General features: G+C 34.0%; 26 protein-coding genes. 1 reads left to right on the top strand and 25 read right to left on the bottom strand.

Translation table 11 applies throughout. The features are described from left to right. Positions 1–72 precede the first annotated feature (72 nt). The gene (locus ACZZZA_RS06945) at positions 73–924 is read left to right on the top strand and encodes an alpha/beta hydrolase fold domain-containing protein (RefSeq protein ID WP_463430444.1); all 852 of its coding nucleotides are present in this window, start codon (positions 73–75) and stop codon (positions 922–924) included. A gap of 170 nt (positions 925–1,094) precedes the next feature. On the opposite strand, the gene ACZZZA_RS06940 is transcribed toward ACZZZA_RS06945, so the two are convergent. The 25 genes from ACZZZA_RS06940 to ACZZZA_RS06820 all read right to left on the bottom strand — a co-directional run bounded on the left by ACZZZA_RS06940 (position 1,095) and on the right by ACZZZA_RS06820 (position 26,272). Next, positions 1,095–2,849 (bottom strand): discoidin domain-containing protein, encoded by a 1,755-nt coding sequence (locus ACZZZA_RS06940; RefSeq protein ID WP_463430443.1) that lies wholly within the window; start codon positions 2,847–2,849, stop codon positions 1,095–1,097. A 315-nt stretch (positions 2,850–3,164) separates the two neighbouring features. Beyond that, entirely contained in the window at positions 3,165–3,950 is a 786-nt protein-coding gene (locus ACZZZA_RS06935) for a hypothetical protein (RefSeq protein ID WP_463430442.1), read from the bottom strand. Further along, entirely contained in the window at positions 3,913–4,737 is an 825-nt protein-coding gene (locus ACZZZA_RS06930; RefSeq protein ID WP_463430441.1) for a hypothetical protein, read from the bottom strand. The genes ACZZZA_RS06935 and ACZZZA_RS06930 overlap by 38 nt, the downstream gene beginning before the upstream one ends. A gap of 403 nt (positions 4,738–5,140) precedes the next feature. Beyond that, the gene (locus ACZZZA_RS06925; protein WP_463430440.1) at positions 5,141–5,350 is read right to left on the bottom strand and encodes a hypothetical protein; all 210 of its coding nucleotides are present in this window, start codon (positions 5,348–5,350) and stop codon (positions 5,141–5,143) included. 63 nt (positions 5,351–5,413) lie between these two features. Continuing rightward, positions 5,414–5,839, bottom strand: a complete 426-nt coding sequence (locus tag ACZZZA_RS06920; RefSeq protein ID WP_463430439.1) for a hypothetical protein — start codon at positions 5,837–5,839, stop codon at positions 5,414–5,416. Between the two features lie 6 nt (positions 5,840–5,845). Then, the gene (locus ACZZZA_RS06915; RefSeq protein WP_463430438.1) at positions 5,846–6,661 is read right to left on the bottom strand and encodes a hypothetical protein; all 816 of its coding nucleotides are present in this window, start codon (positions 6,659–6,661) and stop codon (positions 5,846–5,848) included. A 28-nt stretch (positions 6,662–6,689) separates the two neighbouring features. After that, positions 6,690–6,986: an RHS repeat-associated core domain-containing protein gene (locus tag ACZZZA_RS06910; protein ID WP_463430437.1), complete on the bottom strand. Its 297-nt coding sequence runs from the start codon at positions 6,984–6,986 to the stop codon at positions 6,690–6,692. A 22-nt stretch (positions 6,987–7,008) separates the two neighbouring features. Next, complete coding sequence (locus ACZZZA_RS06905) at positions 7,009–7,266, bottom strand: hypothetical protein (protein WP_463430436.1); 258 nt, start codon at positions 7,264–7,266, stop codon at positions 7,009–7,011. Positions 7,267–7,539: 273 nt separating this feature from the next. Continuing rightward, positions 7,540–8,217 (bottom strand): hypothetical protein, encoded by a 678-nt coding sequence (locus tag ACZZZA_RS06900; RefSeq protein ID WP_463430435.1) that lies wholly within the window; start codon positions 8,215–8,217, stop codon positions 7,540–7,542. A 111-nt stretch (positions 8,218–8,328) separates the two neighbouring features. Beyond that, complete coding sequence (locus ACZZZA_RS06895; RefSeq protein ID WP_463430434.1) at positions 8,329–8,964, bottom strand: hypothetical protein; 636 nt, start codon at positions 8,962–8,964, stop codon at positions 8,329–8,331. Positions 8,965–9,335: 371 nt separating this feature from the next. Next, the gene (locus tag ACZZZA_RS06890; RefSeq protein WP_463430433.1) at positions 9,336–9,476 is read right to left on the bottom strand and encodes a hypothetical protein; all 141 of its coding nucleotides are present in this window, start codon (positions 9,474–9,476) and stop codon (positions 9,336–9,338) included. Continuing rightward, positions 9,473–9,793 (bottom strand): DMP19 family protein, encoded by a 321-nt coding sequence (locus ACZZZA_RS06885; RefSeq protein ID WP_463430432.1) that lies wholly within the window; start codon positions 9,791–9,793, stop codon positions 9,473–9,475. The genes ACZZZA_RS06890 and ACZZZA_RS06885 overlap by 4 nt, the downstream gene beginning before the upstream one ends. 47 nt (positions 9,794–9,840) lie before the next feature. Then, the gene (locus ACZZZA_RS06880) at positions 9,841–10,182 is read right to left on the bottom strand and encodes a hypothetical protein (protein ID WP_463430431.1); all 342 of its coding nucleotides are present in this window, start codon (positions 10,180–10,182) and stop codon (positions 9,841–9,843) included. Positions 10,183–10,397: 215 nt separating this feature from the next. Continuing rightward, entirely contained in the window at positions 10,398–10,655 is a 258-nt protein-coding gene (locus ACZZZA_RS06875) for a hypothetical protein (protein ID WP_463430430.1), read from the bottom strand. A gap of 419 nt (positions 10,656–11,074) precedes the next feature. Further along, the gene (locus tag ACZZZA_RS06870) at positions 11,075–11,479 is read right to left on the bottom strand and encodes a hypothetical protein (RefSeq protein ID WP_463430429.1); all 405 of its coding nucleotides are present in this window, start codon (positions 11,477–11,479) and stop codon (positions 11,075–11,077) included. A gap of 9 nt (positions 11,480–11,488) precedes the next feature. Further along, positions 11,489–15,145 carry a DUF6443 domain-containing protein gene (locus ACZZZA_RS06865; RefSeq protein ID WP_463430428.1) on the bottom strand — a complete coding sequence of 1,219 codons (3,657 nt, stop codon included), beginning with the start codon at positions 15,143–15,145 and terminating at the stop codon, positions 11,489–11,491. Between the two features lie 11 nt (positions 15,146–15,156). Then, entirely contained in the window at positions 15,157–18,027 is a 2,871-nt protein-coding gene (locus tag ACZZZA_RS06860) for a hypothetical protein (protein ID WP_463430427.1), read from the bottom strand. 11 nt (positions 18,028–18,038) lie between these two features. Continuing rightward, on the bottom strand, positions 18,039–19,592 hold the full coding sequence (locus tag ACZZZA_RS06855; protein ID WP_463430426.1) for a T9SS type A sorting domain-containing protein: 1,554 nt from the start codon (positions 19,590–19,592) through the stop codon (positions 18,039–18,041). Between the two features lie 322 nt (positions 19,593–19,914). Continuing rightward, positions 19,915–20,943: a hypothetical protein gene (locus ACZZZA_RS06850; RefSeq protein WP_463430425.1), complete on the bottom strand. Its 1,029-nt coding sequence runs from the start codon at positions 20,941–20,943 to the stop codon at positions 19,915–19,917. Then, positions 20,940–22,532: an NAD(P)-binding protein gene (locus ACZZZA_RS06845; protein ID WP_463430424.1), complete on the bottom strand. Its 1,593-nt coding sequence runs from the start codon at positions 22,530–22,532 to the stop codon at positions 20,940–20,942. Before ACZZZA_RS06845 ends, ACZZZA_RS06850 begins: the two co-directional genes overlap by 4 nt. Further along, on the bottom strand, positions 22,507–24,021 hold the full coding sequence (locus ACZZZA_RS06840) for a polyamine aminopropyltransferase (protein ID WP_463430423.1): 1,515 nt from the start codon (positions 24,019–24,021) through the stop codon (positions 22,507–22,509). Before ACZZZA_RS06840 ends, ACZZZA_RS06845 begins: the two co-directional genes overlap by 26 nt. Next, complete coding sequence (locus ACZZZA_RS06835; protein ID WP_463430422.1) at positions 24,014–24,229, bottom strand: DUF350 domain-containing protein; 216 nt, start codon at positions 24,227–24,229, stop codon at positions 24,014–24,016. The genes ACZZZA_RS06840 and ACZZZA_RS06835 overlap by 8 nt, the downstream gene beginning before the upstream one ends. A gap of 14 nt (positions 24,230–24,243) precedes the next feature. Continuing rightward, positions 24,244–24,438: a hypothetical protein gene (locus ACZZZA_RS06830; protein WP_463430421.1), complete on the bottom strand. Its 195-nt coding sequence runs from the start codon at positions 24,436–24,438 to the stop codon at positions 24,244–24,246. A 3-nt stretch (positions 24,439–24,441) separates the two neighbouring features. After that, on the bottom strand, positions 24,442–25,908 hold the full coding sequence (locus ACZZZA_RS06825; protein WP_463430420.1) for a DUF4178 domain-containing protein: 1,467 nt from the start codon (positions 25,906–25,908) through the stop codon (positions 24,442–24,444). Between the two features lie 4 nt (positions 25,909–25,912). Beyond that, positions 25,913–26,272 (bottom strand): S-adenosylmethionine decarboxylase family protein, encoded by a 360-nt coding sequence (locus tag ACZZZA_RS06820; protein WP_463430419.1) that lies wholly within the window; start codon positions 26,270–26,272, stop codon positions 25,913–25,915. Positions 26,273–26,294 lie beyond the last annotated feature (22 nt).

Raw genomic sequence — 26,294 nt, 5'->3', positions numbered from 1 at the left:
CATTTCTTCATATATATTATTTTGTAAGAGAAACCTGCCGGGAAACCGGTGGGTTTTTCTATCTTTAGGAGTATGAATAAATTTTGGATCTTTTTGTTTTTCATCTTTATCTCCGGATGCAAAGAGAATACGATCAACTTCGGAAAAGATATTTCCTTTGATCAGGAGATGGATCTCTCTTATGGAAATGATGCTGAACAGAAAATGGATTTGTACCTTCAAAAAAACAAAGATTCCATCAAAGGAATTTTTGTAATCATTCATGGTGGCGGTTGGAAAGCAGGAAACAAAAGTAATCTGACGTTTTTCACATTATCATTGATGAAGAACCTGCCAGATTACGCTTTTGCAAATATCAATTACCGATTGGCAGATGCAGACTCTTTTGCTCTTCCCAATCAAACTGATGATATTAATAGCGCTCTTGGCTTTTTAAATAAAAGATTAAAGTCAAATTCTAAATTTATTTTGCTGGGAAACAGCGCAGGAGCACACCTATCCATGTTATATGGTTACAATTCTTTTTTTGATTTTAAACATCGTAACAAAATTAAAGCGGTAGTTAATATTGTGGGACCCGTAGATTTGTTGCATAAAGATTTCGCTCAATATCCTGATTATCATTTTGTTGAAAAGCACATGATAGATCTTAACACTCCTACTCCCACTGATCTTACAAGCAAAGACATTCCAAATCCTTTATATTGGATTAATGAAAAATCTCCACCCACTATTTCCTTTTATGGAACCAATGATCAAATTATTCCTTTATCGCAAAAAAGGATTTTAGATTCAGCTTTACATAAAAATGGTGTCTTCAATCAGTCTTTCGAATTTTCTGGCGGACATCTGGATTGGGATAATGAGAGAAACGCACCGTTTTTGATTAATAAGATTGAAGGGTTCTTGAAAAACATTAAATAAAAAACGCTTTGAATTTCAAAACGTTATAATATTTTAGGAAGAATAATTAAGAAAATATGAACGTGTTTTTGTCATTCCGTAGGAATCTAAGCAAAGATTTCACATTGTTATCCATAGATTCCTACGGAATGACAATATTAACGCTGAATAATCATAATGGTCTACATAAACTATTCAGACATCACAACATCCGTTCTTTCCGAAATTCCATTCGCATTGAAAGCTTCAATCTGGAAATAGTAAGAATCTACCCGATCTGCTCCGGTGAAGAAATATTCGTTTTTACCGTAAACCATGATGCTTCCGTACAATTTATCAGGAGATTTCCCCCAATAAATAACGTAACCATCGGCTTCTGAATTTTGTTGCCATTTCATCCAGATGCTTCTTCGCTCACCATATTTTTTAGGATCTGCTCTTAAAGGCACAAATCCCTGCACTTTTCCGGGCTTCGTTCCTGCTCCTTTTCCAAATGCTCTGAAACCGCTTAATGCAAATTTTCCAGTCGGCATTTTCAGGTTTTCCATTTTTAAATATCTTGCTTCGGCCGGCTTTTCCAATTCTATATAATCGTGTGGAACATCTTTGGTATTTTTACTTTTATCGACAATGATTTTCCATTTTTTACCGTCGTTTGAACCGTAGATTTTATACTGATGCATTTTGCCCAAAGTTTTCCCCATAAATTCTACATCCTGATCTGCATAATTGACCTGAATTGCATTGATGGTAGAAACTTCACCTAAATCGGTCTGAAACCACTCACCAGAATTACCTGTTTTTGCGCTCCAGTACGTTTTAATATCTTCATCTACCGCATAATTGGAATGATAACCTCCTAAAGTTGATGAAACCTGAACGGGTTTATTGTAATTCAGTAACATCCAATTGGTGAAAAGTCCTTTCGAGAAATCTTTCCCCTGTGCAAACTGCGGAAGTAAAGTAGGATAATCACCGTAAGCAGTGTTGGTATACATGACGTCATCTTTATCAAAACCTGCAGGCCAAATTCCCAAACGTCTTTCAAAATTATTTTTTGTCGAAATAAAAATCGTTGAAACGTGCCACCAGTTTTTAAAATTGTCTTCGAAAGTTGCTCCATGACCTGCTCCTCTTGCAAAACCGCCCGGCTTATATGAAAACGGATTGTGCTGTTGGTACTCGTAACCTTCCAAAGGATTTTTTGAAACGTACACTCCGTCAGAATAACCGCTGAATTCTGTTGCCGGAGCGCCATATTGCATATAGTATTTGTCTTTATACTTTGTTACCCAAGCTCCTTCCACAAAGGGTTGAAGAAAAACATTGTCGTTGTATTCTCCAAATCTTTCCCAACCGTGATCTTCGGGTTTTAATCTTAGAATTGGTTTTACAAAACCTTCAGACTGCAAATTTTTTACCTTTACTTCTGTTCCCAAAAGCGGCCATTCGTTGCTTGATCCCCAATACAGATACAATTTATTTTTGTCTTCATCATAATGAAATGCAGGATCCCAAGCTCCAACTTTTAGTGTATCAACCGCAATTTTCCAGTCGTCTTGCGTTGGGTTTGTGCTTTTCCAAATCGGGAAATCAGATTCCCAGGTTGATCCATAGACGTATAATGTATCTTTCATTGCCCAAACCGCAGGTGCGTTCAGATCGTGGGTATATTTATTATCTCTGAGGAATTTTCTTTTGACAAATTTCCAGTCGAGCATATTGTCGCTGTGCCAATATCCTTCCTGATTGGTAGAAAACAGAAACAGTTTTTTCTGAAAATTGACAATCACCGGGTCTGCTGTTGCACGGTGTTTCCCTTGTTTTGAAAAAACTTCAAAAGGCGTGTAACCATAATCGATATTGATTGGATTACAGTAGGTTTTCTGCTGCGCATTTGAGAATAAACTGAATACAACAGTTAATAAAAAAATATATTTTTGCATCTGAAATAATTCTTGAATACAAATTTAATTAAAGTTTTTTGGGTTTGGTGATGAGAGCTTCGTGATTAAAGTATTTAAATAAAGAAAATGTTTACTACCAAAAAGTTTAAAGACTTCTTTAATAAAAAATTCAGCTGCTTTATAAAACAAAAAACCCACCGCAATTGCGGTGGTTTTTTATCTGCTCACGGATTATAAATCCGCGACATCGGGGTAGGAAATGCCTGCTCTTGCTTTAACTATATTATTTTAATGGATTATGAAATTCAGATTTGTATTGTAACATATCAATCATTAGCTCTGATACATTTAAGATTAATCTCTAATAGTAAGGTTAATTTTTTTAGAAAAAAGATCACTAACTAAAGGTACAGCCTTCATTTTTTTTATTTTATTCTTATTTTGTTTATCAAGATAATCCAAAACCAAAGAAGTGTTGTTATGAATTTTCAAAATAATATTATAAGATTTCTCTGTCAAGTAATATCCTGTTCCTTGATCGAAGATTGTATCATAATAATATAATTTGAAATCAACAGGAGTACTCACTACTAAGGATTCATTTGGCTTAATAAATTTAATATTATAATTTATATATTTTGCTCTTGCCACCCAATTTACTGATTTAGAACTAAAATATTTATCTTTGTAGAGTTTCAATTTCCTAATGCTGTCATTGTCAATATTCTCTTGTATTTGAACTAATCTACTATATTCTTCGAGTTTATAATTAGAAGGGCTCTTTACCCAATCCAAAGCAAGAGTATCTAATTTTTTATCAAGAACAAATAATCTTGCATTAAAAATCTTTTCTTCTTCATCCAATCTATAAATATCGCTAGCCTTAAACCCAAAATCATATTGTTCCGGTTTTGAAAATATTCCGAAAGATTTTTGATTAAGTACAAAATAAATGGTTTTATTTGACGTGTTTTTAATTCTGTACGATACTATTACAGGATTATAATTATCATTCTGTTTATAAAATATATTGTTTTCTACCATTTCGATTTTTGTTCCTTGAGAACTAATCACAATGGAGGGAAATAGAAGAAAAAACAATCTACTTATTTTTATTATTTTTAAAATATTCTCTTTCATATCTTTTATATAATTGAATTAAAGATTCAGGTTTAAAACCATTCTCTAGTATAAAGCATTCTTGATAACTATTAAGCCCAACTTCATTCCACATTCTATTTCCTTCTGTAACTCCTTTTGTAAAATAAGCTGCTTGATATTCGTTAAAACCTAGCCTATTAGTGTGTATTACATTCCATCCGATTCTGTTACCGTCGATATATGAATTTTCCATTTGTTTACTTATTCCTGATTTCATAAAAAAGTGATGCCTAATTTCATGGTGTATCGTACTAGCATATTCTAAGATTGTTTTGTTAAATTTAGGATTAGTATTTATTGTAATTCTATTGATAACCTTATTTTGATAAACACCAAATCTAGTTTCTGAGTATTCTTCATCAAAAGTTACACCTTGACCAATATTAAAAACTTTAATTAATAGTACTTTCTCTACAATAGATTGAGCATCTTTAATAGTTGCTATAGCATCTGGATCCATATCGGCAGCCACAATAGATGATCTTAAAAGTGATTGAATTTCTGTATAAGAAGAATTATTTAATGAATTAATAATATTTATCACATCATTGTTAAAGCCACCGCCACCGCCGCCACTAGATCCTCCTGGACTAAAATAGCTTAGGCTATAAGATTTATAATTTAGCGCATTTCCATTAAAATCCATCATCCCTCCCCAATTGTTGGTAAAGCCAATTCCGTTATTTGTCCATGTAGTTCCGGAAGGCGAGCCCCACAATTGATCAATAAATGATTGCGAAAGCATTCCGGTAGGATCGTTGTACATTATAGAATTATTATTTCCATAATGATACGGAGATACATTTGCTGTTACTTCCGCTAACGGATCAACAACACCGCATCTTCCCAAGTCTGCATATAGAACCTTGTACCGTAGTCATACATTCCAGATTTCTGCAGCTCTTTACCGTTGCATTGATATTAATAAGTAACCTTGAGAGTTTTTTTATTAGCTGCCAAATGATACAATCGTAAGAGAGAGTAAGAAGCTGAGATTTTAATATCTATTCTTAGGAAGAATATTCATTATAACCCATTTATTTTTTTTCTTTTCTGCATAATAGATAATACCCTTATCTGCGTCTGAAGTAGCTAAGACTATTGAAACCAAACTAACATTTAAATTAAAGCTATAAATAGTAAAATAATTTTCAAACGGCTTTATTGTTTCAATTTTTATTTTTTTTTGAATCTATTCCAAAGAGTTTTGGCATATCTACCAATTCTTTTTTCTCATCATATATAATAACATCTTTTTGAGGATAGTGATCTTTTAAACTATTGTAAACTGATTCATTATTAAAAAATTGCGATATAAACTCATCCTTTTCTTGATCTTTTTTCGTTAAAGCACATGAATTGAAAAAAGAAAATAACATGAGTATTAGCGTAAAAAAAAATTCTATTTTTCATATTTTATTTAAATATAGATTTGATAAATATTATCGAGTTTGTTGTTTAAACATATTTGAAATTTGCCATTCATCTTTATTATCTTTTCTTTTTAAATAAAAAACAATACCTTCTTCTCTGTCTGCACTTAAAAAAGTTAAACATGCCAAATTTTCATTAAGAACAAAGTTTTTAATAAACAAATATTTACTATTTTGAGGTTTTAAAATTACTATATCAACAGTTCTAGATAAAGTGTTAAACGTTTTATCTCCTTTTACTAATAATTTGTTTTCATCATAAATAATAATTGTTTTTTCATTATAAAATGACTCTAAACTATTTAGTATGCCGTTATTACTGACAAATTGTTTAACAAAAATATCTTTATTTTTATTTTCTTTCAGTGATACGCATGAAGTGAAAAAAGATAAAATTAAAAGTGAAACGATTAAAAACACGATTGTATTTTTCATATTAGTTTATTTATTAAATATTTTAATTAATAATTGAAAATTATTGTTAACATAGTTGATTATATTCCCCATACTGTTTCCAGTATAGCTCCCCATTCTTCCTCCAAAAGCTCTATGTTCAAAAAAATTTCCTACATCTCCATATGTGTTGCTCAAACCCGTACTATTATACTTGACCATTCTTTTTATATCATCACCCCAATGGGCAGCTTCATGAGCAATAATGCTTGACATATAAAGTAAGTTTGTTAAGCCCATAACAGTCTTAGTATTTTTATCTGCCTTTTCAAACCATTGTGCTAATGAAGTATCAATTGCAGCTGTATTTCTGGTACTACTTTCGGTAATACCACCAAATAGATATTCGGCATCCCCTAAAGTTAAATCCATGACTTTTAGTTCCATTCCTTTGCCATATTTAAATGATTCTGTAAGTTCCTCCATAGAAAAACCACTGGCTGCGCTCAAAGCTTTCATGAAATTAGTATCAGCAACCATATTTGGCAATTGATTTTTCACGAAGTTATAAAAACCGGGATAATTTTCTTTATAATAAGCTTCCTGTCCCTTCGGAAATTGAAAAGCTGGAGAAAAGCCACTGCCAATATTCGCTGACATCCATCCACTTAGAGAGCTTGATCCACCAATACCACTTGATCCACCTGGATTAAAGTAGCTTAAAGACGTTGATAAGTAACTCCTTTCACCCCCATTAGATCCTCCGAAAGTACGTGTTCCGCTGAAATTATTTACATTCCCTCCCATATAAAAGTGCCAGAATACATTTTGCGCATCTTGTCCCGTAAAAGTTTCAGCACTCATTCCATCCGGATCAATAAATCTTATCGGGTTATTGTTTCCATAAACGTAAGGAGAAAAATCGTCGGGATATTTCCGCCAGCGGATCTACCACTCCCCATCTTCCCAAGTCTGGCATATAGAACCTTGCACCATAGTCATACATTCCTGATTCCTGCAGCTCTTTCCCGTTATATTTATACTGATAAGCATTGTTAACATCATGGAAATTACTGTTGTGCATCAAGCCAAACGGATAATAATTACTCATTCCTTCTGTTTCTCCCGGAATGATGTAGCTGTTGCAATTTCCATCTGAGCATTCCTGCACCACAATATCTCCTGTCACCACACCGTTTCCGTCTGCATCACTATAGCTTAATCTTACTGAACTGCGTCCGTAGTCTTTGTAAAAGATTCTCTTTTACTCGCCTATCTAAATGATCAGTAAAATTATAGAAATACGCATCCCTCTGCGCATCATAATAACCTTCCGAAGTAGAAATTATGACCATCTGTATTGCAGATCCTACAGTTTTATACTGAAAACCATCTACATAAAGGGTTTCTGTCGTTCCGAAGAACTTCTTTACTTTTACTCCGTCTGCTCTGTACCTGTAATCGGTCACTAAAGAGTTTTGGGTAATATTTTTCGGTAAATTTAAATCATTTGATTAAAAATAAAACAAAGATTAAATAATATTATCTCATCACTAATTCTGATACACGAGGAATGATCTTCAATCATTTAGATATATTTTATTGCCAAAAATAAAAAAGAGTAGGGAATGGCCTACCCTTGTTTTGATTGTTGTATTTCTAATGAGTATTGAAATTAATTGCATTAAGTTTTTGAAAATGCTCATCACTAATTCTGGAATATTACCAATTATGATACACTATCACTGTCTTAATTCAGTTTCTTTACTTAAAATTGTTCCAGTAAAAAAAGAATGATTTTTTAAAATATTTTTTTGTTTTGGAGTCAAATTTTTATAAACATCTTTGTCTACACAGTAAGATAATGAAAAACTATAAACTTTTTCATTGTCTAATGAATACATATTATAAACCATATCTGTATTATTAAATTCTGAAAAATCTATTTCTTTTCTAAATGATAAACTTTCGTTGGGTTTTAAAGATATTAGACTCTGAAATAGATACATGTTTTTTTTAGCTGACAAGTCATCTTTAAAACCCCATTTTTTTTTCCATTTTTTCAAAAATGTTTGATTTATTTTAGATGGTTTTACAACATCTAAATCAATTTCTCTTAAATGATGATTTCTAGAATCCCCCATAACATATTCTTCATTATACTTAAATAGCAACATCAATCCTAACCCTTTATCTGCAGAAGATTCATAATAAAAATTTGAACATGGTTCTTCAGGATAATAAACACGAAATCCTGTAGTATCTATCGGAAGCATATATTTAATTTTAGTATTGTTAACAAAACTTATATCTAAAATATGTTTATTTGTTCCTTCTATCTTTTTAATAGTATAGTCTATCCTAATCTGAGATTTCAAGGTAGGTGTAAACAGTATTAATATAAAAAATATAATTTTCATTTGTTATTTAATTTTTTTATTGCATTATTATATAAGTTATTGTATACATTATTTAATATAATTTTTCGATCCTTAATGAAATTTATTTCCGTATCTGTGTACTGAGGTTTTTCAGCGGTAGGCACCATAATTATTTACTGAGTAATTCCACGCATCTATTATACTAGAATTTCCTACTCTTATTTCCCATGAATATGCTCTGTACTCTTTATAAAATTGAAATCCACGAGTTGATAATTGGGTTCTTTGTCTCATAGCATCAATAAAAGTCCATTTGTTTAATTCTAGAAAAGTGTGATTCATTTCATGCCCCATAACAAGAGCTTGTATTAATATACTTTTTATTTTGGACATATTTAAGTAAATATGTGAACCTTTTTCTTCTCCTTGGGGGCAATTAGTACATTCATGAAATTCTGGTCTTCCACTAATTTCATACATTTCATTAAGCGAAGGAACGTCTGATAATAATTTGTCAATATCTCCAAATTTTGCTTTGGCGTTTGCAGGGTCTTTCCAACCAAACTTCTCTAATTGCTCTGCTATTGAGAATAGTGAATTTACAGAATTTCCATTTCCAAAATAACCTTGTAAAAATCCTGCTCCTGCACCGCCGCCTCCACCGCCAGAGCCTCCACCGAAATAGAACGACAAATAAGTTGAACTATTACTATGTGAAGCAGTGTAAGCCATTGCAGCATCGAAGTTAGATAGATAACCAGTAGAACTGTCAATATATTGTCCCATATCCCAATCATAATAAATTCCTGATTGTCCTGCTTCGGGTAACCATAATCAATGTTGATGGGATTACAGTAGGTTTTCTGCTGGGCATTTGAGAAAAAACTGAATACAACAGCTAATAAAAAAATATATTTTTGCATCTGAAATAATTCTTGAATACAAATTTAATTAAAGTTTTTTGGGTTTGGTGATGAAAGCTGCGTGATTAAAGTATTTAAATAATAGAAAATGTTTACTACCAAAAAGTTTAAAGACTTCTTTAATAAAAAAATTTAGCTGCTTTATAAAACAAAAAAACCACCGCAATTTGCGAGGTTTTTTACTTATCTGCTACGAAGTTACAAACTTAGCAGAGCAGGGGATTTCCAAGAATATTATTTCTTTAAATATTCTTCTAATAAACCAATAATATCTTCATCTTCTATTTCATAATAATTATCATCCAATTCATTTAATTTATCAAATAATGGATCATCAAAGTCTACAATTTTTGATAATTCTCTATTGAAAATCAAATGCCTAAAATTATCTTCATTAAATAATCTTCATTAACAAGATGAGTTGCGGAATCTAATAAATCAGATCTATTGACAGCTCCTATAAGTTTTAAATTTTCAATAGTTAAATATGCAAATTGACCATAAGAGTTGAAAAAATATTGGTGAAAACCACCATTTTCTACTTGCCAATTAAGCAAAGAAACAGTATAGACAACTTGTTGAGCATTAGGTAAATTTAAAACGTATTTATACCAAGCGTCACAATTATTGAGTATCTCTTTATACAATCCTTTTACAGCTTCAGAATAAGTTTTATCAATTTTATTTTTCATAAGTAATAAAGAAAGAGTATTACAATAGAATACTCTTTCTATTAATATTATTGATTCTCAATTAATTCTAAAAATAAAGACTGTAGATCCTCATTAATTTTCATATTACTTCCTTCCACAGTTAAAATTAATTCTTCTTCAATACCATCTGTATATGTAGAACCATCTAAAATTCCTAAAATATGTGATACTGTATTAATTTCTACAATTTTTAAAAATTTAATGAATGATTCTTTCTCTTCTTTCGAAAAATTTATATATAATGGTAAAATACTTCTCCATACAGGATCTGTTGCCTCGTTTGTAGTTTCTAATAAATTACGATATAATTCTAAATTTCCTTCAATAACATCTTTGTTAAGAATTTTCACTAATTCCTCTGATTTCATATTGTTCTTATTTAATTTATTTTATAAATGCCCCAGGATACATTGTTTTATTCATTTGGAATTAATTCTTGTAAAGCACTATTAGGAATTCCTTGTGAACCATAAACACGTCTTAATTCAAAAATATCCTTGCCATAACTCTACGAGCATTTATAAAACCAGATGTTAATCTTGAAACTCCAGTAACTATAAACTAAAATTATTGGAACAGTAAATTACCTAAACTCTGTCGGAATGTTCTTAAATTGTTCAACTTTATTCCATTTCTCAGGTTTGGATTTTAGATTAAACCAAATTGCACCATCATTAATCCATTTATCTCTATATTTTTTTACAGATTCTATTGTATAATCTTCATTCCCAAACTCAACTCTACAACAAGGACATATTTCATAAGAAGGACAATTACCATCTTCTCCCCAAGGTAAATCGTCAATATAAAGTCCGCAGACTCTACAATTATCTACCTTCATTAGTTATCAATTTATTTAATATTTTGACTTTGCCAATATATTCTTCACCTCTTTGTACAGAATATTCTTGACCTATTTGAATTTCGTTTTTAACAAAATCGTAAAAAAGTAAAAGCAAGCAAAATTTTGAAAGGTGAATCATAAGATACTGATTGATTTTCCATGATTTTATAAACAAAACTATATCTGTAACTTTGGTTTAAAACTAGGAATAACCAATTTACTTCATCATTCTGAGGATCTGAATTGGATTTTAACATCTTACTTAGAGAAATAGTTAATTCTCCTAAATAATGAAATTCTCTATCTGTTGTAAGCATGTTTTACTTTTTTATAATTGGTTTTACAGCTTTTAGTATTTTCGATTGAAAATAAATGCACCTGCACCTGGTGACCAGTATTTCATAGGATTATTTGAATTATAAATATTTTTCGATATCAAGTCGAGATATCACAAAATAAACATAAGTACCAATTGCTCTTTCATCATTAATATACTCTTCTAAGTTAAAATTCATAATTCCACAATCAATTATGGTAGGATTAATACTTTTTAAAGAACCATAACAATAATATCTTAATCTATCATTTTGTGATGGAATTAATTCTTTTTTCTGTTCTTTATTTTCATTCCAAAATGCAATTTGTGATATTTCATCTTCAATAAAATTAAAACAAACTTCTGAAACTTCACCTTCGCTAAAATTACAAGGATGACAAAAGGCCCACAACCACTTTCCATTCATATCAAACAAAATTTCAGCTTCTAAACTTTCTTTATCAATCCAATTTACATCCTTAATTTTTACTATATATTTTTCCATGTCTTTTTTTTATTTTAAACCAAGCTGTGTAGCTGATTTGATATGAAATGTAGATATATTTAAACCTCCGTTTTTCACTCCAACAAATCCAAAAATTGATGTTCCTTTCGGTGCATTACCCATAAAATAATAATAACCATTTAATTTTGAACTGTATGTACCATTTTGAAGCACCCAATTAGCGTCATTCACATAGTTTTTAAGATTATAAGATGATTTTCCAAGAGCGTCCATAATACTTTTACCATGTTTTCCAAAATGTCCTACAGCTTCATCACCAGTAAACTTTAAAAAATTCGTAGCAAGATTCTTTTCAGCTTGTATTTCTACTTTCGCTAACAACCCTGGTTTTTTTAAAACAATACCACCGATAATACCTGCTGCCATTGCCACATTTTGGTTGTCAGACGACATATTTGATATTCCTAAACCAGCAAGATCAGAAAGACCCAACACATCACCGCTCATCATCATCAAACCTCTTTCGTTACAATGCCCACAAGTTCGATAAAACTCTCGCTGTTCTTCTTGAAAAGCCTGCTTGCTGTTCCATTTATCCATAAAAGAACTATGGTGAATATACATATTTGCTCCTGCAGCCCAAGCATTGTGACTTCCCAAATATAAAGTAGGTATCAGTATTTCACCTGCAACACCACCTCCTCCGGAAGAACCTCCTGCATCAATGTAACTAGAATTTTTGTATGGTTTATAATTTTGTGCATTACCATTATAATCCATCATTCCTCCCCAGTTGTTGGTAAAGCCATCACCATTGTTCGTCCACGTAGTTCCGGAAGGCGAGCCCCACAATTGATCAATAAATGATTGCGAAAGCATTCCGGTAGGATCGTTGTACATTATAGGATTATTATTTCCATAATGATACGGAGATACATGTGGTGTTACTTCCGCTAACGGATCAACAACACCCCATCTTCCCAAGTCCGGCATATAGAACCTTGCACCATAGTCATACATTCCAGACTCTTGAAGTTCTTTCCCGTTGTACTTGTACTGATAGGCAGCGTTAACATCGTGGAAATTACTGTTGTGCATCAAGCCAAACGGATAATAATTACTCATCCCTTCTGTCTCTCCTGGAATGATGTAGCTGTTACAGTTTCCATCTGAGCATTCCTGAACTACAATATCTCCCGTCACCAATCCATTTCCATCTGCATCACTGTAGCTTAATCTTACGTTTCCTAAATGATCGGTGAAGTTATAAAAATAGGCATCTCTCTGCGCATCATAGTAGCCTTCCGAAGTTGGAATAATGACCAGCTGTATTGCAGATCCTACACTTTTATACTGAAAACCATCTATATAATGGGTTTCTGTCGTTCCAAAGAGCTTCTTCACTTTTACACCGTCTGCTCTGTAGGTGTAATCGGTCACTAAAGAGTTTCGGGTAACTTGTTTAGGTAAATTTAAATAATTATACTGAATTGAAGAAATTCCTTTATCCTGATAGGAGGTCATGTTCCCATTGTCATCATAGGTGATATCAGTAGGCGTTGCCTTGTACGGATACCCAAATGCCAACGGAACTGTTTCGGTTACTTTCTGTAAACGGTTACTAGAGTTTCCGCCTTCGTACTGGTAAGAAAGATCGTCAATCAACAGAGCGGTAGCGCCCATTCTCTGACCGGTTCTCTTCATCGACATAATATTCCCGTTACTGTCGTAGGTCACTTTTTCATAGTATTCTCTGAGTGCAGGATTCGTCTGGTCCTGATAAAACCCTGCGGACAGCCTGTTCATATCATCATACACATATCCGTAAGTTTTGAGGGTTTCGTTAGGTTGCGCAGCGGTTTTCCAGTCTACTTCTGCAATATTTCCGTTATATCTCGGGAGAACTTTCAGTCCTGTATCTGAAGTATCGGGAGTTTCCAGACCTTCCACCTGATGATACTTAATTTTATATCCGAATAAATCGCCAGCGAGATTATTTGGATCATTGATCTGCGTCATCCAGCCACGAATGTTGTAGGCGTAATCTACCTGCTGTAGCGGATTTGCCAATACTGTTCCGCCCACTTTCTTGTTTTCAAGCTGCGAAAGTTCGTTGTACTTGTTGCGGGATAAAATTTCTTCGGGCTTATTGTCTATTTTGTGTTTATGGGTCAACAATCTGTTCTGATGATCGTAAGTGAAAGTTTCTGAAATTACTTTCTCGGTATCAGAATCAAGCCTTTTGTGTTTGGTGATAACCTGTTGCGGAACACCGGCAAAATCAAGCAAAGATTCAGTTTTTGTATATCCACCCAAATGATTTTTCCCCTGACTTCCGATGGATCTTCCCTGATGATCATACCAAATGTGGGTAGATGACCATACGTCGTCATCCAGGTTTTTGACCATAGATGCGGTAGGCATAGATTTAAGACTTCGTTCGCTGCTCACCCCATTCACTGTAATACTTGCAAAACCAGCAAGAGTATTCTGCCCCAGTATTGTTACTGGTGGCAACAACCTGTTGGTACGAGTTCCCGGATATGAGTCATAATAGTTGACAGAATAAGGAATAAAAGCCGCTGAAGGATAGGCAGAATTGGTATAGAATATATCCTGTCCGTTCAGCGTAAAAGAAGTGGTGGTGCTTCTTGTCTCGTTGTTTAAACCTTTGGCATTGGCGTTCGTTTGTTCCTGCACTCGTGTACCACCTGTGAAAACTCCGGTATACAACACTCTTCCGAATTTGTCATATCTGGTAAACATCCATCTGTTAGGATTGGTCGTGTTATTTTTCATATTGGTATCCTGAGAGGCCACTATACGGTTTTGTTGGTCATACACCATATATTCCCATCCTTTTCCGGGTAGTTTTTTCTCTATCTGCCTGAATCGGTTGTCATAAATATATTGATAACACAGATCATCCAAGATTTGCAATGTAACAGTATTGCTGTTGCTGGTAATTTTCTCGTTCCCTTTCGGTGAAATAACGAACGCCAATTGGCTGTAGTTATTGTAGATGTAATAGGTGTCAAGTTTTCCTGACCCACTTTCTTTTCTCAGAAGCACCGTTTTTCCTTCAGAGTTTTTAAAATCAATCGTTATATTTCCGTCTTCATCGGTGACTTTACTTTTAGACAGCTGATTGGATGTATAGAAAGTTACATTGGTAATGGATGTAGTGAGAACACCGTTATTCCACGCTGCAGTGGTATTGAACCTTTTGACTTGATCTCCTTCAGTATTGGTAAGATACTCCATTTTTGTGGTGTGTCCTGAATTCATTGCCCATGCCGAACCGGGATTGGCAACTTCAAGCACCCGTCCAAGAGGAGAGGCTTCAAGCTTTTGTTCGGAAAAGGCATTGGCTACTCCGTAATAGCTGTTGACAGAGTTTTCGTCTGCCGCTTGTATTCCCGAGTTGGCAGTAGATACAGGTACGGGAAGCAATGTTTTTGTTGGTCTGCCAAATGGGTCGTAGGTTACAGGAACCACAAGATCCTGACCTAAGGGAGTCGCTTTTACCTGAATAACCTGTTTGGGTCTTCCCAAACCGTCAAAATATTGGACGGTTTCAGATTTTTTACTTCCATCTTCTGATAGATATATTTTAGTATAAACATAATTTTCACTTGTTGTCAATGACTGCGCCCATATACAATGAGCTACAAACAATAAAAGTATGATGATTGTTTTTTTCATGATTTGAATTCTTAGTGTTTATAGTTGTATTTGTGTTCTTTTACCGTGTTTCCGTTCACATCTACCACTTTCAGAAGTCTGTTGAAAAAATCGTATTTGTAAAATTCCATCATTCCGTTTGGCGGAATCGTGGTGGTAACACCTATCAAAGGATTATACGTATAACAAGTGATCATGAAATTCTGAAGTGTGCCATCACTTTTAAAAGTATTAAGAGCAGCAATCAGAGCCTGTTCTTTAGCTTCTTCCTGAGCCACTGTAGCCATACCGTCTTCATTGGAAGCATTTACTATTGCGGTAATCAGAGAAGAAGAAATGTCTGAAAGTTTTGCACCTTCTATTTTTGCGATGGGAAGCGTTTTGTCATACCCATAGATGATGGCGGTGGATATTCCTGTACTTCCTACCTCAGGAAAAGCCGTATACTGCACTAGATTTCCTTTATCATCATAGATATCGAATGATGCATTCTTCATAGACAGCGAAAGATTATCCGGAAGAAAACTCAGCTGTGACGTAGGATAGAAATGGGAAGTGCTTTCAAACTTTGTTTCAGATTTTGAAATGACAGAACCATTTCTTTTTCCTTCCACTACTAGAGGAACAGATGTGATATTGGCATTCCACAGTCTTGGATCGGTTTGATATTGACCCCATGGATAGACGGTATTGATTTCAGAAACAGTCCCGTCTGCTCCGGTATTTTTTTCGTTAATCACATTGAAATCATTTTTGTCGCGGGTAATCTCTGATATATTAGAATAAGCTCCTGACGCAGTGTATGCAGTAGAAATTGTTTTTTGATATTTTATCACACCGTTTCGTCTGAAATCGAAGCTTTGCCCGTTGTAACTTCCCGTTCCAAGATAAGCACTTCTTATTGAAAGCATTTCTGAGTGGATGCTGTCTTTCTGAATCAGTGAATTGTCAGCAGCAAAAACCTCTCTCTTAGCTAACAAACCGTCTTTTAAGATATTCACATATCTAATCGTATTTCCGCCGACCAATATTGTGTCTTGAGTTGGTGTAGGCTCCAGCAGGTCGTACAGCGTTTTGTAGTAATATTTTGTATATCCGTTATTTTGTCCGATAGTTTCCTTAACGTTTTGATAAACTACAGATTCTTCATTTTCGATTTGATTGAAAAATCCACTCGTCGGACTGCTTCCGTCAAACTTTTGATAGTTATAGCTTTTGGTCAAACCTTCGTTCACAACATTATTATCAAGGTATTCTATTTTTTTTATTCGAACTCCCTTTCCAGTGGAATAGTTTGGCAGTGGCACTGACTTGTAACGGATTCTATGGATGGTAACGACTCCCTTACCTCCGGTTCCTGTCAGGGAGAATGATCTTTTTCCCGGAGGATACTTTTTGGATAAATCATAACCGTTTACTCCACCAAGTAATTCTCCGGTTACAAAAAAATTACCATCTGCTGGCTGAATCGGTCCGTTTGTATATAATTCGTCAATTCTTATATGGAAAAAAAGATAACTGTGCCCATCCTGTTCATCAGGACTTGCAGGAAGGGTAAATCCTCCGGTATATGGGCCATACTGAAAATCAAAAGGATAAGATCCGATATATTCGAAATATTGTGCGTCGCGATCCTTCACATCATGTGGCGGTGCCAGATGCTGATAACTTGGAAAACTCTTATCTACATAATACATATTTGGCTCAAAAGTGTATCTAACTTCTGTTCCGTTAGGATATTTTATGGATTGCAGTAATCCCTGCCCTAAATATTTTGGGTTTTTATATTCTTCAGTAAAACATGTAAATGCATCTAAATTAGGATATGTGGACCAATTTTCTGATACCACAAAATTATTACCGGGATATGCTACAGGATATTTTATTTCAGTGGTTTCATAAGATGATCCGGTACCATATTTCAAAACCTTTGTTAAAAGTCTCTTTGGCTGAGTAATGTGATAGCTGCATCCGTAGTTCACTCCGCTTTCAATAAATCCGTAGGGATATCCTGTAGTAACAGGCTGTGATTGCAATGTATATTTTTCAATCAGCTTGCCTGCCTTATTTTTTAGTTCAACAAAATTTAATTGAAATGGATCCCTGTAAGATTTTCTATCGTTACTGTCAAATGAGTAATTGAAGTGAATACTTCCAAAATCTTTGGATGTAATTTTATTTATTTTCAGTGACTTGACAGGTAATTGAATCGTTGTTCCATAAGATTGAGGTACCTGGTAATTATCTTCCTGATATTCAAAAGCTGCAAGTTCATTTCCGTTCAGATCATCAATTCTGGTCATATAAAAACAACTCGTAAAAGATTTGTGCATTGAATTTGCGACATCTAGATAGTACGAACTATCCCGAGTTTCAAAGTGATAAGAAATACCATTTTCATCGATTATTTTAAATTGGTAGAGATCGGTTCCAGTTCCAATTTCAGTTACGGAAATCTTAAATCGATTTTCTGTTACTTTGTTAATAATTAAAGCATTTCCTTCTTTAAAAAATTGAAAAGTTCCACCTCTTCCCAAAAAATTAAAATGATAATTGTCAGGAACTCCATATCCCTGATTACCTTCACGATAAATTAAATTGGTAGCCCCTGTCAAATTCCATCCCAAACCAACATCACTGGCTTTACTTTCCATAAAGGTATTGTTAGGATGATAGCTTAGTCCTAAATTAATCGCTACATTTTTTTGATGGGTAGCCAATGAAAAAAAAGGTATTTCAATTGCAGGAATTCCGGTTGACATTGCTGATGGAGATTTTATTTTACTGGCAATACCTGAAGCAGTAGGAGCAGTGATGTTTGACCCTAGAATTGTTGATTCATAGCTCTGCGCTTTCAAAGAAACAGAGCATATGATAATTAAAAAAACTAAAAATTTGTTCATTGTTTTTGTGTTTATTTCTTAATAATTTTAGCATTTGCAGTTTTGTTATCATTGGTTTTCACCACCACCAGATAAGCCCCCTGAATCAGATTCTGCGTATTGATCTTGGTTACTTTGTTTTTAGTTTTTAGTGTTTGGAGCTGTCTTCCGCCCATGTCGTAAATGTTGATATCTGCTTCTTTAAAGTCAAACCCAATCTCCACATAACAGTAATCCGATACAGGATTCGGGTAAATTTTAATATCCTGCTTTTCAATCAGCTGATCCAGCTGTTTGTCTCCCAGCTTAACGATTTTCCAGTTTTCTTTTCCTAGTTCTTCTGCACTCGTTCCTGCTAAAATAATTGAGCCGTCTCTGTTTAATTTGATATCAGACAAACGTTCTTCTTTTTTTCTCGATTCTCCTTTTACGTGTTTTCTCCACTGTTCATTTCCTTCAGAATTTAAATACAACATCCAGAAGGTTTCGTCATCTGCTTCTATTCTGCCTTCCGCCTGTGTATAACCGCCAAGTAAAATTCCCTGAGTTAAATCTTTATTCTTTTCTCTTTCATCTTTCCTCTGAATCACATTCATCCCCATCAGAACATCTCTGTTTTTAAAATTGTAGGATTTCTGCCAAAGTTCTTCGCCTCTTTCGTTTAAAGAAATCAACCATATATCTGTTCCTTGTTCAATGCCTGTTGTTTTATTTCCGGATCTTTCTGATCTTGATTCTCCGCCAACGATAAATCCTGTAGAAGTCATTGCTAAAGTTCTTAAATGGTCATCACCTTTACCTCCAAAGTTTTTTTCCCATTCTACTTTTCCTTCCTTATTCAGTTTGAAAATCAAAAAATCTCCTTCTCCGAAGTTTTCGGTTTTCTTGGAACCACCAACAGTACTTCTTGAATAAATTCCGAGCAATGCACCACCATCCATCGTAGGAATCATTTTTTCTACTTCATCCAATCCTTTTCCACCTACAATAATATTTGAAAGTTCTTTTCCGTTCTTATCGATTTTTGAAATGATCACGTCTTTTGAACCGTAACCTTTGGAAGCATTCTGAACATTTCCAGCAACAAAAAAACCGAAATCTGTAGTCTGGATCACTGCTTTCGCTTCCTCATCCTGCGAAGTTCCTAAAGTTTTCTGCCATATCTCGTCTCCGAATTCATTGATTCTGATGAGCCAGATGTCGCTGCCGCCTTTTGCATTGTCTTTTTTGTCTAAACCTGCATTGGAGTATGAAGTTCCGGCCAGTAAAAAACCGCCTTCCTGAGTGGCAACTGTAGCAGAAAGAAAGTCATGGTTTTGTCCCGAGAAATATTTTTCCCAGACTTCCTCACCCTGTTGGTTGAGTTTTACCAAGTGAAAATCGTAACCGTTATTCTGTTTGTTTTCGGAAGTCAGTTTCTTTGCCTGAATGGAGCTTCCTGTAATTAAATATTGCTGATCGATCGTAGTGGTCACCTGAGAAAGAAAATCCTGAGTGGAGGATTTAATGTCTTTCTGCCATACCACATCCTGAGCATAGAATATTGCAGCAGCGCACAGAACTGCACTCGTGTAGAGCTTTTTCATGATTTGAGTTTTATTTCTTATGGTTATTATTTTATGTTGCGAATTTAACTTTTTTTAACTTATATTATAATCTCATTAATGAGAATTAATATGACTGATATCATATTTCAATTCGACAAATCTAATTTGTCATAACGACAAAACTTGACGTGTTATTAACAAAAGGCAAGCTCTTAAAAAGTCATACTATCAGAGTAAATAAACACAATCAACAGAAAATAAATTTTATACTTCTGCTAAAATTTAAGATTAAACTGTCTTTCTATCATAATTTCATCTTAGAATTATTATTTTTTGCCTTATTAATTAGATTTGAAAAAGATCATTTAATCTTTTGCTTTGGGTTACGCCAGATAAATCCATCCAGTAAATAATGTGTCAGTTGAGGAACCACGAGTAGCGGAACCAAAAAAGGGAACCAAAATTCTGAGAGTTTAAAATCCCACGAAAAATGTTCTCTCCAGATGAATATTTCCCATAAAAATTCTTCAAAAAAAGCAAACCCTAAAATCACAGCAATAAACAGAACGATTCCGAATGTGGATTTGAAAACAGACAGTTGATTCAGTTGATGACTTTCTTTCTGTTTAATTTCTCTGATGTAAACCAAAGCAACATAAGGAATTCCGTGTGAAATGACATTGAGAAAAGTGAAAACCAGATCATTGTTGAAATAGACAATCCCGAAATACCATGAAAGATAAGTTCCAACAATAATAGAAACTTTGGGAATATTCAGTTGTTTAGTTTTTGAAAATTCAACAACCGTTTTAATAATCCAGATTGCCAGAATGATACAATATAAAATTGAAATAAAACCAATGTAATCAGGAAGATTTTTAAACCAATTAAACTCATTTTCAACAAACCATGTGAAAGCTCTGGGTGTTTTAAACCAATACAGCATCGGATATAGGGTAGCCGAATAAATGGCTATTTTATCTATTCTCTTACTCCATATATTGGGTTCAAACCGGGCATAAATCCGCATAAAACCATATTGCTGACGAATGAAATGAAATACCGCAACCAAAGCCAGAACAGACCAAAACGTCAAACTTCCGAATTGATATAAAATCAATCCCAAAACCCAGCTTATAACAGGAATTCCGTAATACAAAAGAGGTTTTCTCTGAACTTCAGATTTTACGAAATACGTTTTAAATAAAGTTGAATATACATGAGCAACATCTATAAACACAATCAGGAACAGCCATGTGTAGAAAGAATATTGGTTTTCAAGATTCTGGATTTGTTTCTGGAAAAGAAAAATAACCGCCAAGATCAAAAAAGGAGGAGAAAGAATCAGCCAGCTGTCTGTTTTTGCGTTATGTATCCAAGGTTGCTTCATATCATCTGTTTTGCAGCTCTGATTCCCTGATAAAAGGCTTCTTCAAAAATTGAAATCCCGGATAAATCAGTGTGAGCGAAAAATATTTTCCCATCAATCGGTTCTTGTGCTTTTGCAGTTTCTTTACCAAAGATTTGATTGGGAACCGGTGCAATCATTGCATGACCCATTTTATGAAATTCCATTTCAACAATAAAATCTTCAATCAAAGGATGTGCTATCTTCAGGTCTTCTAAAACCATGTTTTTTAGCTGATCTTCCTTCATGGAATACAGTTTCTTTCTTGCCTTTCGACAGTCACCGGAAGAAAAACTTTTGTAATAGGTAATTACTTTTTCGCCCAAAATCTGATTGATATTCTGATGCTGATCGTAAATATACCCCAAACCTTCTGAACCGTAAATCACATTATCCCAGGCAAGTTCTTCATCACCACCGAATTCGTTTTTCAATGTAATGGTGGTTAGAAGCCACGGACCATAATGGAAAGATTTTATATTTCTGTTTTTAAATATTCTTTCATTCACAAATTGCGGGGTAGCAAAAAGCACTTTTTCTGCAATAATTTTCTTGGTCTTTTTCTGAATATTATCGAAGCTTAAAACCTCAACGTTATCATCTTTTATGGTAACTTCAAAAACCAAATGCTGTGTTAAATTTTTGTTTTGAATATATTTTGAAAAATGTTTTGTCAATCTTGCATTTCCTTCAGGCCATGTGAAAACCTGATCTTTGTATTTTGTACTCCAATTGTTTTTTCTTCCTGCAAAATAGTGAATTCCTGCCCATGCAGAAACGTAATCAATTCCTAATCCGTAATCATCTCTGCAGGAATAGTCTAATAACCAAAGCAATTCTTCAGACTTAAAATTTTTCTGCTGCAGCCAATCTTTAAAAATGATTTTCTCTAACTGTAGAACCTCATCTTCTCTGCTGGAATCCTGAACAGGAATTGCAAACCAGTATTTTTCCTGAGAATCTTTTTGTAGACGAAACTGATTCATTAAAGTAAAAAATCGATCAAGCTCATCTTGAACTTCCTGAGAAATTCCTTTTTGCGGGACTACATCATTCTGCCACGAATTTTTGAAAAACAATCTTTCCTGCTGCGGAAAAGTCATTTGATACTCGTCTAAAATCGGTTCGTCTTTTTCATCTTCTCCGAGACAAATTTTACTTTCTTTCAGAAAATCAATGATTTCTGCATTTTCTTTGTTGGGTAAAGGTAAGTAATGCGCTCCTAAAGGAAATTTAGAAAATTTGTTTTGTCCGTTTGAAGAATTTCCTCCGAGATGATTTTCCATTTCGAGCAAAAGAAAATCTTCCTGATTGTTCTGATCTAAAAAACGACATGCCGAAAGCCCGGAAATACCGCCTCCGACAATTAGATATTTGACATGAATCTCTTCCGAAAAAGGAGGGAAATCTTTCGCCCAAAGCTGGTGACCCAAAATATGATTGGTTCCGGTAATTTTCAGCAACAAAGATTTACCTTTTTTCTCACAATACTCCAAAAAAGGCAGCATCAGACTGCCTAAAAAGATTGTTTTAAGGAAATCTTTTCTACTGTACTTTCCCCCACTCTTCATCAAAATAACGTACTAATATTTGATTATCTAATCGATTGACCTCTACAGAATCTGCTTTCATGTCTTTGGTGAAATAAGACATCTGAGAAAAATTGTAATCATAAAATTTAAGATCCGGAATTTTTCTGTAAACCTTATTGTTAATCGGCTCAAAAGATGCCATCGAAAATCCCCATTCGCCAAAGGAAGGAACGTAAGTGTGATAGGCACTGGTGAAAGGAAAAACCTCATGTATTGTTTTTTCTATACACCAAAAAGATTTTGGCGCAAAATACGGTGAAGTAGTCTGAACGACCATCTTTGTATCGGTTGTGGTCACTTTTTCAAGCTCGTGATAGAACTGAAGAGAATATAATTTTCCTAAACTGTAATTGGAAGGATCTGGAAAATCAATAATAATGACATCAAATTTTGACTTGTTTTCTTTGATCCAAATATAGGCGTCTTTATTAATAACCTTGACTTTTTTATCAGAAAGAGAATTTTGGTTCAGCTGACGCATCGTTTCGTTAGTTTTAAAGAAATTGGTCATTTCTCCATCCAAATCTACCAATGTGATATTTTTAACATCTTTATATTTTAAAACTTCACGAGCGGCAAAACCGTCACCACCACCGAGAATCAAAACCTGATCAATTTTCTTTGCCATCGACATTGCAGGATGTACCAAAGCTTCGTGATAACGGTATTCATCGGTTGATGAAAACTGCAGATTGTTATTTAAATATAATCTGAATTCTTTGGCGTTTCTCGTTAAGACAATTCTCTGGTAAGGTGAATTTTTTGCGTAAACCACATTTTCACCATATAATTTTTCTTCTGAAAAGGATAAGATCTTATCTGAAAATATGAATAAAACCAAGAGTAGAATAAATGCTCCAATCGATTTTATTTTTAATGATAAAGGTTTTTTTAAATCTCGTTGAAGATAAAAGCACAAAAAAATGGCAATAGAAATATTAATTAATCCGAAAAACAAAGGTGTTTTAATGATCCCCAGATTCGGAATCAGGATGAGCGGAAAAAGAATAGAAGCTAATAAAGCTCCTACATAATCAAAAGCAAAAACATTGGAAACTAAATCTTTAAACTGAACTTTATCCTGCAAAATATTCATCAGTAAAGGAATTTCAAGCCCTACTAAACATCCCGTTGCGAAAACAAAAGTATACAGTGCCCATTCAAAATGCCCCACTGTATTAAAGAGCAGAAAAAGCACGACAGAACTTATCCCGCCAACGATTCCTACGAGAATTTCAATCTCAATAAACTTATCTATTAAACTCCCTTTGATAAATTTGGCCAGATAAGAACCTACTCCCATCGAAAAAAGATACACCCCGATGATAAAGGAAAACTGCTTCACAGAATCTCCCAAAAGATAACTTGCCAATGCTCCTGCAACCAATTCGTAAACCAATCCGCACGTTGCAATGACAAAAACCGATGAAAGCAAAAGCAGTTCTAAAGACAGTTTTTTTTTATCCATGAACTGCCGAACCGATGATAATAGAAATCCCTATGATAAACGATCCGAAGATGATAGCCAGTGCAATATTTTTATTCTGAGCAATCTCATGCCATGTTTTTTCAGGCGTCAGTTTTTCTATAATCACATAGCAAACCAATAGTATTGCGATGCCTAAAAATGAATAAATAACTGAATTGATAACCGGTAAGAAGTTTATATTTTCCATGATTGTATGATTTTTTATTTGTGATAATATCTGTAGTAACCCACGCCTGTAGAATGTCTTCTTGCTGTGCCGTCTCTGTAAGTTTCTGTTTTTTCGCAGTCGCAAAGCTGATTTCCTTCAAAAGTAAGATAAACAAACCAGCCTACAAACAAACTTCCTGTCATCAACAGAAACCAATTATTTTTAAAGTATGTAAAAACTGCATTCATAATTTATGATTGTGGATAAGGTGAGTTTGAACTGTTTTTCCATTTTGAAACATTGAAATAATATCTTCCGACATAGCAGATAACATATATCAGTACCATTAAAAGAATGATGATCCAAAAATTCCAGAACGAGACAGGAAGCCATGTTGCTTTTACATCTACCGAACTTTCGTCAGATATTGCGCTTAAAGCAGGAGTCTGAATTACAGAATTTATATTCAGAAGAGAATCTAAGTTTTTATTCGGAAAACTCATCCTGATCAATTTTCCTGTATCGCTCGAGTCTGTTTCCAATGTTTTTACGTCACCAAAGGAAAGAGTTTCTTTAGTGGTATTGTTGATCACATTGATAATTCCTGATGCTTCTCTGGAGATCGTTACTCCATTATCCGAAGATAACGTGTTGGACGAAAAAGTTTCTACTGGCGGCTGCTTTTCAGCTGATAGAACGAAGTGGTATTTTCCGGGTGCTACACCGCAAATATTAAAATCTTCACTGTCACTGCCTTCACTCCAGCTTTCTCCTCCTTCTACACCAGAATATTTTTCTATATCTTTTGATACATACATTGACTCGTTGGTGTTTTCATTCACAAGACTCAACTGAACATTTGCCCAGGAATTATCAACATCAGCATGCACATCTATTTTTAAAGGTGCAGAACCTCCCGAAAGTGTAAAACTTTTAGAAAGGAGCTCTTTATCGGTAACGTTTTTGAATTGAATTTTTTCCTGAAATACCGTATCATTGGTTCTGGAAACATACACATACGTTTGAACCAGACAAATAAAAAGTGCAGCAATACACAAAATATTGATTGCCTGTTTCATGTCTACATAATAGGGCTGTACAATTCCGATTCCCGAATATTTAGGAAGATTCTGAATTTTAAAGGCTTTCTTGATTTCGTGTTTTGAAATATGTTTTCCACTAAAATATTCTGGCTTGCTTCCTGACTCTTCACGAGAAATCATATCCGTTCCGTTTACAAATTCTTTGTAAGTGGCAATTCTAAAATATAAATTATCTTCGAAAAAACCTGCGGCAGCATGAATATAGCATTGAGTAGTCTCGTACCATCTGTATTTTTTTCCGTTGTATTCTCCTAAAGATTTAGTTATACTTACAAACTTTTGAGCAGGAATAAGTTCCAACAAAACCCAATGTCCATCGCTTTCGCTGAGAAAGAGATCATTTCCTGAAGCATCTTTCAAAGTATATTCTCTCCAAAAAATATCAGTTCCGTATTTGCGGATAATGATTGATATGACTGTAAATTCTACATCCTGCAGTATTCCTTTTTGACCGATTTCCAAAACAACATGTTCTGTTGGCTTTTTTACGATTTTTTTGGAGATATTCTGCTCAACATCAATAAGATTAGCACAGTGTTGACACACGTACTCTTCAATAGAGAATGTGATCGCTATTTTATTTTCTTTCTTACAAACCGGACAAATATATTGCATCGTGTTATCTGTAAATCTTGTGTTCCTGAATAATTTTAGCACTAAAATACCTCACAACTTCATTTGCGATCTGCTCTACTTTTTCTGTGTTATCCTGAGTATAATTGCAGAGAAAGACGTCGAAAGTTAACTGCTTAAACTCTGGCCATGTATGAATCGTAAGGTGTGATTCTTTGAGACAGACAGCCGAAGTAAAACTTTGGTTCTCAAAAATATGATTGGTGACACCAACCACTTCCACATGCTTTTGTTCTAAAATAGAATGGATATATTCTAAAAACTGGATGCTGTCTAATAACAAAGCTTCTAACTCTGTTTCCAAAGTTAGAAGAATATGTAAACCTTTATTTGATAATGGTTGCAATGAAATAATTTTTTACAAATAT

The organism is Chryseobacterium sp. AC405b, from assembly GCF_979258685.1.
Note: the sequence above shows the minus strand (reverse complement) of the source record. Positions and strands in the feature narration are given on the sequence as shown.